The 12,514-nt window shown below is 59.8% G+C and carries 12 protein-coding genes, 1 pseudogene and 1 riboswitch; of the genes and pseudogenes, 5 read left to right on the forward strand and 8 right to left on the reverse strand.

Translation table 11 applies throughout. The features are described 5' to 3' along the window. The first annotated feature begins 74 nt into the window (after nt 1–74). From ACM561_RS11135 to ACM561_RS11145, 3 genes are all read left to right on the forward strand, one after another. Nucleotides 75–1,073, forward strand: coding sequence for a P1 family peptidase (locus tag ACM561_RS11135; RefSeq protein ID WP_425905098.1), 999 nt, complete (start codon nt 75–77; stop codon nt 1,071–1,073). A gap of 292 nt (nt 1,074–1,365) precedes the next feature. Beyond that, entirely contained in the window at nt 1,366–2,067 is a 702-nt protein-coding gene (gene rpe, locus ACM561_RS11140) for a ribulose-phosphate 3-epimerase (RefSeq protein ID WP_079447256.1), read from the forward strand. A 218-nt stretch (nt 2,068–2,285) separates the two neighbouring features. Next, nucleotides 2,286–2,480, forward strand: a riboswitch (cobalamin riboswitch). 113 nt (nt 2,481–2,593) lie between these two features. Beyond that, complete coding sequence (locus ACM561_RS11145; protein ID WP_425905100.1) at nt 2,594–4,678, forward strand: TonB-dependent receptor plug domain-containing protein; 2,085 nt, start codon at nt 2,594–2,596, stop codon at nt 4,676–4,678. Nucleotides 4,679–4,876: 198 nt separating this feature from the next. Here ACM561_RS11145 and ACM561_RS11150 read toward each other — a convergent pair whose 3' ends face one another. After that, on the reverse strand, nt 4,877–5,440 hold the full coding sequence (locus tag ACM561_RS11150; RefSeq protein ID WP_425905101.1) for a peptidoglycan-binding domain-containing protein: 564 nt from the start codon (nt 5,438–5,440) through the stop codon (nt 4,877–4,879). Between the two features lie 22 nt (nt 5,441–5,462). Beyond that, nucleotides 5,463–7,283 (reverse strand): ATP-binding protein, encoded by a 1,821-nt coding sequence (locus ACM561_RS11155; RefSeq protein WP_425909716.1) that lies wholly within the window; start codon nt 7,281–7,283, stop codon nt 5,463–5,465. Nucleotides 7,284–7,710: 427 nt separating this feature from the next. On the opposite strand from ACM561_RS11155, the gene ACM561_RS11160 reads away from it, so the two are divergent. After that, a complete protein-coding gene (locus ACM561_RS11160; RefSeq protein ID WP_425905103.1) occupies nt 7,711–8,127 on the forward strand; it encodes a DUF5330 domain-containing protein in 417 nt (138 codons plus the stop codon). Between the two features lie 76 nt (nt 8,128–8,203). Further along, nucleotides 8,204–8,635, forward strand: coding sequence for a SufE family protein (locus ACM561_RS11165; RefSeq protein WP_425905104.1), 432 nt, complete (start codon nt 8,204–8,206; stop codon nt 8,633–8,635). 118 nt (nt 8,636–8,753) lie between these two features. Here ACM561_RS11165 and ACM561_RS11170 read toward each other — a convergent pair whose 3' ends face one another. From ACM561_RS11170 to ACM561_RS11195, 6 genes and pseudogenes are all read right to left on the reverse strand, one after another. Continuing rightward, on the reverse strand, nt 8,754–9,371 hold the full coding sequence (locus ACM561_RS11170; protein ID WP_425909717.1) for a DUF6456 domain-containing protein: 618 nt from the start codon (nt 9,369–9,371) through the stop codon (nt 8,754–8,756). Further along, entirely contained in the window at nt 9,358–9,741 is a 384-nt protein-coding gene (locus ACM561_RS11175; RefSeq protein ID WP_425905105.1) for a helix-turn-helix domain-containing protein, read from the reverse strand. The genes ACM561_RS11170 and ACM561_RS11175 overlap by 14 nt, the downstream gene beginning before the upstream one ends. Nucleotides 9,742–10,540: 799 nt before the next feature. After that, nucleotides 10,541–10,879, reverse strand: a complete 339-nt coding sequence (locus tag ACM561_RS11180; RefSeq protein WP_425905107.1) for a hypothetical protein — start codon at nt 10,877–10,879, stop codon at nt 10,541–10,543. A gap of 47 nt (nt 10,880–10,926) precedes the next feature. Then, nucleotides 10,927–11,112, reverse strand: a pseudogene (locus tag ACM561_RS11185) (IS1595 family transposase); the annotation flags it as partial. Nucleotides 11,113–11,121: 9 nt separating this feature from the next. Then, on the reverse strand, nt 11,122–11,535 hold the full coding sequence (locus ACM561_RS11190) for a MucR family transcriptional regulator (protein ID WP_079447268.1): 414 nt from the start codon (nt 11,533–11,535) through the stop codon (nt 11,122–11,124). Between the two features lie 129 nt (nt 11,536–11,664). After that, on the reverse strand, nt 11,665–12,453 hold the full coding sequence (locus ACM561_RS11195; protein ID WP_425905109.1) for a hypothetical protein: 789 nt from the start codon (nt 12,451–12,453) through the stop codon (nt 11,665–11,667). Nucleotides 12,454–12,514: the final 61 nt, after the last annotated feature.

Genomic DNA, 12,514 nt, shown 5'->3' on the forward strand with positions numbered 1-12,514 from the left:
CGGTTGACCCGGACACGCCCGTGCCGTCATCTGACGGTCGGCCGTTTCCCATCGCCCGCAAACGAGACCGAACCATGAAGAACCTTCTTACCGACATTTCCGGGGTCCGTGTCGGCCACGCAGACGACACGAAGCTGGCGTCAGGCGTCACGGCGGTGCTTTTCGATACCCCAGTCGTCGCGGCGATGGACGTGCGTGGTGGGGGCCCGGGTACGCGCGACAGCACCCTGCTCGACCCGGTCAATACGGTGGAGCGGATCGACGCTCTCGCGCTGTCAGGCGGCTCTGCTTTTGGAATCGAGGCCGGCGGCGGCGTTCAGGCCTGGCTCGCCGAACAGCGGCGCGGCTTTGCGATCGGCAACGCGGTCATACCCATTGTGCCCGGCGCGGTCGTGTTCGATCTCTTGAACGGTGGCGACAAGCAGTGGGGTCGTTTTGCGCCCTATCGCGATCTCGGCTACGCCGCAGCAGCGGCGGCGGGAAACGATTTCGCACTCGGCAGCACCGGCGCCGGACTTGGCGCTACGACCGCCAATATGAAGGGCGGTGTCGGCTCCGCTTCGGCCGCCACACCAAGTGGCGTGCGGGTGGCGGCGCTCGCCGTGGTGAACGCGGTCGGCAGCGTAACAGTCGGAGACGGCCCCTGGTTCTGGGCGGCGCCATTTGAATCCGGTGACGAATACGGCGGACGTGGGTTGCCGCCGTCGTTCACGCCGGAGATGCTGGCGATGCGATTGAAGGGCGGCGGGACAGCAAACGCTGGCGAAAACACTACGCTCGTTATCGTCATCACCGATGCGGTGCTTACCAAACCGCAAGCCAGACGGCTTGCGATCATCGCCCAAACCGGTTTCGCGCGGGCGATTTATCCAGTTCACGCTCCCCTGGACGGCGATATCGTGTTCGCTGCCGCCACCGGAGCCAAGCGAATCGATCCGCTCGTCGGATTGACCGAACTCGGAATGATCGCAGCCAACACGGTGGCTCGCGCGATCGCACGCGGCGTCTATGAAGCAAAAGCACTTCCGTTTCCGAACGCATTGCCGGCATGGAAGGATCGGTTTGAAAGATGATTCCAATCTGGCGTGCATTTCCGCCATCGAGGATGGCATGTAATTCAAGTATAGTATAAATATATAATTGTATTATTTTGTGTATTTAAGGTTAGTTAGACAACAATCTGACCGGCGGATACTCTCCTCGTGCGCACAGTCGCGCATCTCAGCAATGGAGAAACGTCATGAAGAGAATCCTCGTACTCGCGTTCCGTCCCCCGACCCGGTGCTGACGCCGCTCATTGCCCCCGGACGCGGCTCATGTTACGCGGGGCTCTCTCAAGCTCCGCAGAAATTTTCGGAAACGTTCATGTCCCAGACTTTTGTGCCGCGTCCTCTCGTTATCGCACCGTCGATCCTGGCCTCCGACTTCTCGAAGCTTGGCGAGGAGGTTCGCGCCGTCGATCAGGGGGGGGCCGACTGGATCCACCTCGACGTGATGGACGGCCATTTCGTGCCGAACATCTCCTACGGTCCCGATGTCATCAAGGCGATGCGCCCGCACACGAAGAAGATCTTCGATGCTCATCTGATGATCTCGCCGTGCGATCCTTACCTCGAAGCCTTCGCCAAGGCCGGTTGTGATCACATCACGGTTCACGTCGAAGCGGGACCACACCTGCACCGCTCGCTGCAGGCCATTCGCGCGCTCGGCAAGAAGGCGGGGGTCACACTCAATCCCGCAACGCCGCTCTCCACCATCGAATACGTGCTCGACATGGTCGATCTGGTGTTGGTGATGTCGGTCAATCCCGGTTTCGGCGGCCAGAAGTTCATCTCCTCGGCGGTCGGCAAGATTCGGGATTTGCGTACGATGATCGCTGGACGGCCGATCGACATCGAGGTTGACGGCGGAGTCGGCCCCGACGTTGCGGGTGAACTCGGCGCCGCCGGCGCCAATGCCTTTGTGGCGGGCTCCGCGGTGTTCAAGGGCGGCACCATGGAGTCCTACAAGGCGAACATGGACGCGATCCGCAGCGCCGCCGCGGCAGCACGGGGCGAAGTGGTCTGACGCAAACGCCGGTACCGGCAGCGTATAGCTCCCGCCCCAAACAGGATGGTTGCAAGTCCGCCTGCCCAGACGGCTTGCTCGCATCGGCAACATACAGCCTCGAGAATGCAGACAAAGCAGATCTCGCCGGCGGCAACTTGTTGCTGCGGATATGCAACGCCACGAGGAAAAGCCGTAGCTGAATCGCTCAGTCGATTGACATCGACTTTGTTCCCCCCCAAACAGATCGGCGACGGTTCTCCCTCGGGAGATCAAAAGGGAACGTGGTGCGGGATCATCCTAACGCCACGGCTGCCCCCGCAACTGTAAGCGGTGAATCTGCGTCACACGCCACTGGGATATCTCGGCCCCGGGAAGGCGACGCCAGGTAACGACCCGCGAGCCAGGAGACCTGCCGTCAACCCGTGGTCACACGCGAAGATGTCAGTCGGGGACTACAGACATCCGCTTCATCGGCGCCAACGTAGGCTCCCGTGAAACCTCGTTCGCTGTGACGTGCCACCGACGTCCTGCCGAGGTTTTCTTAATGTTTGGCTCCTTCTTGTCCGGGGTTTATCGCAGAAGCCTGCTTGCATCCACCATCCTCGCCTCGCTGGGATCGGTCGGCCTGAATACGCCTTCGAACGCGCAACAATCCGCCTCTCCCAATCTGCTGCCTCCGATCCGGATCGCGCCGCCGCCGGATAGAACGACAGATTCACGGCCGCCATCGCACCGCGCGGCGTCGCGATCGCGCCGTGCGGCCCGTTCCGCTCCTCGACAACCTCCTATCACTGAGACTCCCGTTCCAGGCACGATGGGCTCTACCGTGGTCAGCCCCACGGGAGTGGTGACGCCTGCAAGGCAATTGGCAAGCTCCATCACCATCGTCACCGAGAAGGATATACAGACCCAGCAGTACCGCACCGTTCCGGATATCCTGAGGACGGCTCCCGGTCTGAATGTGTTGCAAGCCGGCGGACCGGGCGCCCAGACTTCGGTTTTCATGCGAGGCACGAACGCCAACCACACCAAGGTGATCCTCGACGGAATCGACATCGGCGATCCCGGCAACGCGAATGGCGCATTCGACTATGCGCACCTTCTTGCGGCGGACATTCAGCAGATGGAAATTCTCCGGGGTCCGCAAAGCGGACTCTATGGTTCCGACGCAATCGGCGGAGTTATCTCCATCATCACAAAAAAGGGAGAAGGTCCTCCGCGCGCCACCGCGTCAATCGAGTCCGGCTCATTCAAAACGTTCAACCAGACGCTCGGATTGAGCGGCTCCGAAAAGAACTTCAACTATGCGGTCAACGTCGCCCATCTCCATGCCGGAGATGTTCCTGTCACACCGCCGGAGCTTCTCCCGCCGGGACGGCAAGCGATCGGAAACAACTATGACAACATGACTTATTCGACCAAGCTCGGCGTCGATCTCAATGAGAATCTGACCGTCAATTCGGTGGTCCGCTATACTGACGCGACGCTACTCTTCACGGGCGACGGTGGATTTCCAAGCACTCCCAACGCCACCCAGAGCACACACGCCGTCCAGCAACTCTTCAACCGCGAAGAAGCCGTGTGGTCTCTGTTCGACGGGCGCGTCCAGAGCTACTTCGGTGTCAATTACACCAACAGTAGGGGCTACGACGCAGGTCCCGGCAGTCCGGTCACGACTACCACGGGCGAGCGCCTCAAGTTTGACTGGCGCACGGTGGCCGAAATTGCGCGTGACAACCATCTGGTCTTCGGCGCCGAGCATCAGACCGATCGCATCGACACCACCGATCTTGCCGCTAAGAACGGCAACAAAGCAGGCTTCATCGAGTTGCAATCAGCTCTCGCGAACCGCCTTTTCCTCGTTGCGAATGTCCGCCAAGACTCCAACGACCTGTTCGGCGAGCGTATGACCTACCGAGTCGCGCCGGCGATCATTGTTCCCATCACGGAAACGAAACTGAAAGCAAGCTACGGCACGGGATTCAAGGCGCCTTCGCTGAGCCAGCTGTTCCGGGACTTTCCAACCTTCAATTTCTTCGCCAATCGCAACCTGAAACCGGAAGATAGTCGCGGCTACGATGCCGGATTCGAGCAACCGCTGTTCAACGATCGCGTACGGTTCGGCTCGACTTACTTCCACAACGACATCACCAACCTGATCGACTACAATGCCACGTTCACATCGTTGGTGAACGTGAACAGTGCGACGACCGAAGGCACCGAAACTTTCGTTTCGGCACAGATCACCGAGCGTTTCGGAATTCGCGCAGATTACACCTTTACCCGTGCCGTCAATGCAGCCACCGGTATGCAGCTGCTGCGCCGACCGAAGGAAAAGTGGAGCGCAACCGCGACCTGGCTCCCCCTCGATGCATTGACACTGTCGGCGACCGTGCTCCGCGTCAACGACTGGATTGATGTCACCCGCGACGGTTCAATCTCCGGAATTGTAGCGCCGGGCTATACGCTGGTGAACTTGCGTGGCGACTACGCCGTCAATGACCAGGTCAAGATATTCGGGCGGATCGATAATCTCTTTGATGCCCGCTACCAAAACCCGACCGGGTTCCTTGCGCCAGGCCTCGCGATTTTTGGCGGCATCCGGGTGGCAAGTTACGGGGTGCGATAGCTCTCGACCTCTCCCGACGAGGAGAAGTGAAAAGGCGGCGGGAGTCCACGCAACAACGGAGCTCGCTAAAGCTATTTCCGGCTTTGATGAATCAAAGCCGGGCCTTTAGCTTTTTGTTTTGACGTGTTTTCTTTACGCGAACAGGTCATCCATCCTCGGGTCAAGCCCGAGGATATGTTTCGCTCGAAACGCTGTAGTCTAATCGATCGGCCGTCCGGTCAGGGCAACGAGCTCGCGCACGAGACGATCGGACATCTGGCCGGTCACCGGCATCCGGCGAGCCTGCTCGAATTTCCGGATCGCTGCCTGGGTTTCGGGTCCGGCCGTTCCTGTCGGCTTAAATTGACCATAGCCATATTCCGTCAATATCCGCTGCACGGCGGCGACGCGACGATTCGCATTGATAAGATCGGCGACGGGATCGCTATGCGACCCAGTCGTTTTGACAGGATTGGTGGGCGCTTCTCCCGCACTCGCGTGCTGTTCTGTCGTCCCCGTCTGATCCGCCTCGACTGGTCGAGGCCGCGGCAGCGGATTGCTCTGTTGCACCAGCGGCATGGTGACAGCCGATCCGAACATCGGCGACGGATGATGGCCGGCCTGCATGAACATGGCGTTCGTGACGATCGCACCGATGGCGGTAAAAGCTAGGCACCCGGCAACGAGATCTTTCGGGCTATGCAGGAGCACGCGCATCGCGAGACCGCGTTCCTCGTCAACTTCGCTCTTCCTGGTTGCCACGCTGCGACGGCGTGGCCGCATCACACCCTCTTCAACAATTTTTCTAGGCACTCTTCCTCACCCGGTAATCTTGATCCTGCTTGCCGGAGCGGGAGGCCGGCGTCAGCGTCGCGATGTTATTCGATGCCGACTCCGCGTCGGGCACGAGTATCAGCGGCAACATGACGGTTACCGTGGTCCCCTCTTCTACCTTGCTCTGCACGTCGATCTCGCCCTGGTGCAACGCAACCAGACTCTTGACGATCGACAATCCAAGCCCAGTCCCTTCCTGACGTCGTTGATAGGTTTTCCCCGCCTGGAAGAAGGGGTCGCCAATCCGCTTAAGATCTTCCTGCGCGATGCCGACACCGTTGTCCATCACGCGCAGCGCCATGCGCGATCCTTCGACGCGGGCCGAGATCGTAACGCGGCCGCCCCGCTCCGTGAACTTGATGGCATTCGATACCAGATTCAGAACGATTTGTTTGAACGCGCGCGGATCGCCAATCATCTGCGGCAAATTTTCCGGAACGCGCGTGACCAGCTCGATACCGTTGTCGCGCGCCTTGAGCGCGAGCAGATTGCTCCCGTTGAGCAGCACCTCGCGCGGCGTGAACGGCTCGGGCAATATCTCGAAATTCCCGGACTCCATTTTCGACATATCGAGAATGCTGTTGACCACCGATAATAGATGCTGGCCGGAGTCGTTAATGAGCTGGGCATACTCCTTGCGGCGCGTGGCATCGAGCGGCAGCGTCGCTTCCTGAACGATCATCTCTGAAAATCCGATGATGGCATTGAGCGGCGTTCGCAGTTCGTGGCTCATGGTCGCGAGAAACCGTGTCTTGGCAGCGTCAGCACGTTCGGCCGTGGTGCGCGCCAGATCCAGCGCGTGCTCCTGCTGCTTCCGGTCGGTGACGTCCCGCATCACCGCGACGACTTCGGGTTCGGCCAAGGAGGACGGCTCAAGCGGTCGGCACCGCATTTCCACCCATATGAAATCCCCCGAAGACCGCGCCTCTGATTTCGCACCAGACGCGACTTCGCGCCTGAGTCTGAATTCGACGCTTTGGGCGTCCTTGCCAAGTGCAGCCGCCGCGAGCGCAGTGAGATAGGCCGGGCGATCAGCGACGTGGACCCGATCGAACAGACCATGATCCTGCAACTCCGACACCGGCACGCCGAGCAGGGCTTCCGCAGCCGGCGAAATGAACTGCACGGCGCCGTTGCGCCGGTGACGCGAAATCACGTCGCACATGTGGCGCGCCAGCAGGCGATAACGGTCTTCCTCGACATTCAGCAGTGAGGCGCCGGTGCGCATCAGCGCTTCGTAACCGAACGCCACCCCGGCGGCATAGAGCATGGCGGACGCAATACCGAACGCCATGAAAACGCTATGCGCCGCCACGCCGGCATCGGGCAGTGGCAAAACATCAAAATAGCTCATCCCGATCAGCGCGAGCACGCACGACACTGCAAGCATCGCGGCGAAGACGACGACACGGCGGGACGCGGACAGCGCCGCCTCCAGCGGAATCACAACGAGCCAGACGGCAGCGAACGATTCAATCCCACCGGTCGGGAGCGCGATCATCATGACGAGACCGGCGAGCGCGATCGACGACAGCACGTGCGCGCCTTCGTAGCGGCCGGTGCGTGACAGGAAATAGGACAGCAAGATCGGCACGACGAGCCAGGCGAAAGCCACCACTTCCAGTGCCGTCGGTGCACCGCGGATCGCCAGATACATCGGAAACGCCGCGAGCGCGACGAGACTGCCGAGCAGCCGCGGCCCCATGAAGGTTCGATGCCGCGCCCGCGTCAACGCGTCGTATCGCGCCGATGGATGCAGCAACGCGTCGAGACGGTCCTGGATGATGGTCAATGCGGTCACGTTGCTTGCGCTTCAGCTAACGTCGTATCCGACGCGCCGGAACGCCTCCATTTGTGGGCTCAACGTGTCAGAGTGAACTTAAGCGAACGCTAAGGCGAAGCTCACTTCGTCACGAAACAGCACACACGGATGGCTCTTTGTCGCCTTGCAACGCCGTCATCGGTGCGAATGGTGAACGCAAGGTTTCCGCCACCATATACCGATGACACCGAGGACCGGCGTCGCGTCGGCGACCGCGTTCCGCAAACGCGCATCAATCGAAAATTTACGCCGAATCAAATTCTGCAGCCGTTTTGCGGGATTTTGTTTGCCCGAAGGCGCCGAGCATACGGGGGATTCAGGACCATTTGATAGGGAAAGGACAGATTGCGGAATTCAACGCAACGTGACGAAGATCAAAAACGCATAGGGACGCGACATGTTTTTCCTGCTTCGCATGGCATTCTGGCTCGGGCTCGTGCTCGTGCTGCTGCCGAGGGATGAGGCGCCCGAGGCGAACAAGGCACCCAAGATTGGGGCTTCCGACGCTGTATCGGCCGCCACAGCCGCCGTATCGGACATGAGTCAATTCTGCACACGTCAACCGGGTGTTTGCGAGGTCGGTGGCCAGGCTGCCTCCGCAATCGGCCAGCGCGCGCAGGACGGCGCGAGAAAACTCTACCGGATCATCACCGAGAAGCGCCCTCCCGACCATACAGGGTCGATCGACGGTATTCCCTCCGTCGAAACGGCGGCTTCCGGCGACACGCAGCACGACACCCTGACGCCGGAGGATCTGCAGGCGGAATGGCATCTCGCTGCTCCGAAAACCGTCCCGAGGGAACAATTCCCATAGATCGCCGGGTCCATATCGATTTTATGTCTCCATGGCCTTATATTAGCCAGCTGGGACACATTACACATGAGCCGTGATGACGACGATCGACGAGATCAGGGACAACTTTGAGATTCTGGAAGAGTGGGACGACCGCTACCGGTACGTCATCGAACTCGGACGCACCCTTGAGCCCATGAGCGAGGCCGAGCACTCCGCGGCGAACAAGGTGCAGGGCTGCGCCAGTCAGGTCTGGCTGTCGCTCAAAGCCGGTCGCGGCGCTGACAGCCACCCGGTGCTGACCTATGTCGGCGACAGCGACGCGCATATCGTTCGCGGGCTGATTGCGATCCTGCTCACGCTTTTTTCCGGCAGGAAGCCACAGGACATTCTGGACACCGACGCGATCGCCGTCTTCGATGACCTCGGCTTCCGCGAGCATCTCACGCCGCAACGGTCCAACGGGCTGCGCGCAATGGTTGAGCGCATTCGCAGGGACGCGCGCGAAGCGCTGGCTGCCGCAGCCTGAGGCTGGTTTTCGCCTTTCGAATTTCGGGCAAGAGGGAATGTGGGTCGCGCGAACGACGCGCGATCCCATCTGGAGCGTTTTCTTCACGCGAACCGGATTCCACTTCGCTCGAAACGCTCTAGCCGCTCGTAAACCTTGCATCGCTGGCCAACCACGTCCGCACGTAGGCACTCGTGTCTGCACGCGCGTGGAGACCGTAGTGCCTCGCCAGCCTGTCCAGTGCCAGTTGCAGCACGACTTTCGCCGATCGCGGGGGCCACCCGCGTTCGCGTTCGACATCTTCGAGCCCGCGAAGAAAACAGCAGACATCCATCAACAGGCCGGAAAATTCCGGTCCGCACGCTTCCAGCGCCAGCCGCACACGCTGCCGCGCTGCCACGATCAGATCGGTCATCTCACAGGCGCCGGCTCCGGACCCGCGTCCTCCGGTCGGCGCCGACCAGTTCAAGGTCACCCGCGGCGTGAGATTCCCACGCGTAAAATCCGCGCGCAATCTTTCGCCGGCCGCGAACTGATTGGGGCTGATCATGGCGCGTCCATCGCGACCCTTACGCCGCGCCAGCCAGGCGAGAGGGCTCTCGCTGTCATTGGCCATCACGGTCGCAACGCCTGCGTCGGTCACGATCTCGCGCTCGGCAAGCGAGAGATGCTGCGCGCGAAACCGGTCCACGATTTCAACCGGCCGCTCTTTCGGGCGACGCGGCGATTTAGGGCCGCCGCGATTAGAGGCCATCATCGGATGGTCCATCGAGGCGTTCGCCGCAAACCGTGCACATCGCTTCGAGCGCTGCGAGCCGGCGATCAAGCCTGAGGTCATCGCGGCTGTCCTCCACGACGCGGCATGCATGCGAGACCGTGGTGCGATCACGATCGAAGGCACGGCCGATTGCCTCGAAACTCAACGCAAAACCGACGTGAGCCAGATACATGGCGACCTGCCGGGCAAAGGCGGCGTGCGGCGCGCCGCGGGTCGGCGATATCATCGCCGCAGCATCGAGACCAAACTCTCCGGCGACCAGTCGCGCGATATCGTGACAGACGAGCCTTGCCCAGGTTCGCGACCGCCGGCGGGATGCGGGTGAAGTGGACGGATAGGTCAGAAGCATGAAGCAGGCCATCTAGGAAAATAATCACATATCCTAGAGGTTGTTCTCTACCCGGGGATAGCATTTTTTCGTTAAATTTAAAGCTCAGGGTATCGTTGGGGATAATATTCCTAATTATACTTGAAGTACCATTCTATTTGATCAGTATGTCTGGGGTCCGAGACAGGGCAGCAACACAGTTGAGAGTTGAGCTTCCAAAGGCTTTGGAAGTTCACAAAACGTGAAATAGGATTTATCCTCTTTTGAGGATGATGAGTCCTAGAATCACAAAGGCCGCCCCGGGTGGACCCGGAAACGGCCTTTGCTTCGAGCCTCGCATTTCGAACTGCGAGGATGGTGTGGTCCCCGGCTCGAACCGGAGGGATCGCCAGTCAGAAGATGTTGCAGGGCCGATCTACTTTTCGAGGGCGGATCGGTCCCGCTTTTCTCTGACAATTCATATTGTAGGGCTCCCGAGACGATTCGCAAAAACCAATCCCGCCAGTTTCCCGGGGTAATTCCCGAAAAAAACACCAAAAACGCGGGCAAACGACAGAGCACCCTGCTTGCTACTGGAATCCAGAGGTTTTTATTGACGGGAACGAAGCAAAATAAAGAGAACGGGATGAAATCTTGAAGCGGATGCTCAAGATGAAGCCGAAGCCTCATACGGCGACCAAGCCGCCAGCTAAGCCAGCAAAAAAATCTGTCCTTAAGAGAGGGGCGTCCTGAATGCGGCAATGGCTACTGTTTTCTCCTTTTGCAGTAGCGATAGCCACAATCGAAATATGGATTAGAAAAAAACAAGTGGCCGCGATCTTTAGTGACGCTGAAGCCACGTCAAGGCGCGCGTAAATCCCTTGGTGCTGTCAGCCTCCGCGCCGAGTTGGATTATTAGCAGCGCGTCATTGCCCTCCAATATTGGCATTTTGCTCGTTAAAGATGAAACTCCTCCGGGTGACTCAATGCGCGCTCTGATTTGCTGTGGTGCCAAGTCGGTATCGACAAAAAAGCCGAATAAGTCTGCTGGAGCCGACCGAAAAGCGAGTTCAACAGGCTCCTTTGACATCGCACCTAATTCGGCTTGCAGACTAGGAACCAGATTGGAGACGTGAGAGACGGTTGCCTGTCCAAGCTGAACAATAACAAGATAGCGCATATTATCCCTTTGCTTTTCGCTACCGCCAAAACTTTAGCGCCATCTGCTTACGATACCTTGGCTTCGTCAGGTCTGCGATACATTAGGCGTTTGCCAACGATACCCTTAAGCGCGGCTTCGCTGCGCATCGTGTCGTTGTAACCAACTGAAATTCGGGTGCTGCAACGGAAATCAAACTCGGCAAGGTAGCGGTGCAGATGTTGTTCACCGCAATGCTGATAAACGCCTTTCAACCGCTCGCGCTATTTTCGGCGCCGGCGCTGCTGGCCAAGGCCCATGTTCTTGGCCAGTTGCGATCGCGTGACCGCGTAGTTGGGGGCCACCATGGGATAATCCGCGGGGAGCTTCCATTTGTCCCGATACTGCTCGGGGCTCATGTTGTACTGAGACCGCAGATGGCGCTTGAGCGATTTGAAGCGCTTCCCGTCCTCCAGGCAGATCAGGTAGTCGGCCGTCATCGATTTCTTGACCGGCACGGCCGGCTTGGTCGGTTCCGACGGTAATTCACCCCGCCCGGACGACACGCGCAGCAGCGCGGCATGCACCTGGCTGATAAGGGCGGGAATTTCCGAGGCCGGCGTCGTGTTGTTGCTGAGGTAGGCGGAAACGATCTCCGCCGTGAGGTCGAGAAAACTTTTACCCGCTGAATCGCTCATGATCTCAAATTTTCCGGATCGTAAAGCATCGATACGCTCGGAATGCGATCAGAATCGGCCTTTGCGCCCCAAGGAATATGACCGGATTGCTGCCGGCATGACAAGAACGGAAGGCGCGCACGCGGAACTTTATTTGGGAGACGGGCGGTCGGAGCCTTGATCGAGATGGGCGCGCAGTCGATCAATCGAGGCGAAGCGCATCGTGCCCTCCGACAGTTGGGCGTCGATCGTACCGTCGGAATAAAGCGAATAGGCCATTCCGTTGACCACACCGGACCTCAGCACGGTGACGGAGGACGCGTTGTGATCCGGCGGGGCCGACGGGCGGTCGGCTCTCGATGCTGGCCGGGGCGCCTCAGGATCACGAGCATGTCTCGCAAGCGCGGATGAACCAGCCGGCCCGGCTTGGTCCACGACCACCCGCTCGCGCTCCTTCATCATGGACGCAAACAGAAGATTGCGTCGTGGTTTCGGCTGCGATGGCTCGTCGGAGGATGCCGGAAACTCCGCATCCTCGACCGCGACAACGGTCTCGCGGTCACGGTCGAACACGTCCGCTTGCCGGCGTGGCGACAGGACAGAGGCCGTAGCGCTCCGGTCGCTCCCCAGGCTTGGTGCGACCCGATCGCTGTCAGACAGCGGAGGTGGGCGCTCTTCGATGTGCCTGCCCGGCAGAATGGGCGCGTGGGCACTATCATCGCGATCAACAAATGCTCCGGAGCCGAGTTGGTCCGCGACCCTTCGCAATTCGCGGACGACGACCGACAGGCTGATCATAATCAGGCCCGTGCAGGTCACGACCGCGCCGGATACGACCAGGGTATCGCCGAAGCTGAACTCCTTGATGGGAATCCCGAAGGCGATCGTCACCAGACCGGCCACGAATACAACGAACCCGGCGACTAAAAGCACGCTCATCGAAAAGCTCCGTCCCCCCAAAGGAGACGACAGCGCCTGATAGCCAAGCTATCCGGCCTCG

It is taken from the genome of Nitrobacter sp. TKz-YC02 (assembly GCF_049852135.1).
Lineage (GTDB): Bacteria > Pseudomonadota > Alphaproteobacteria > Rhizobiales > Xanthobacteraceae > Nitrobacter > Nitrobacter vulgaris.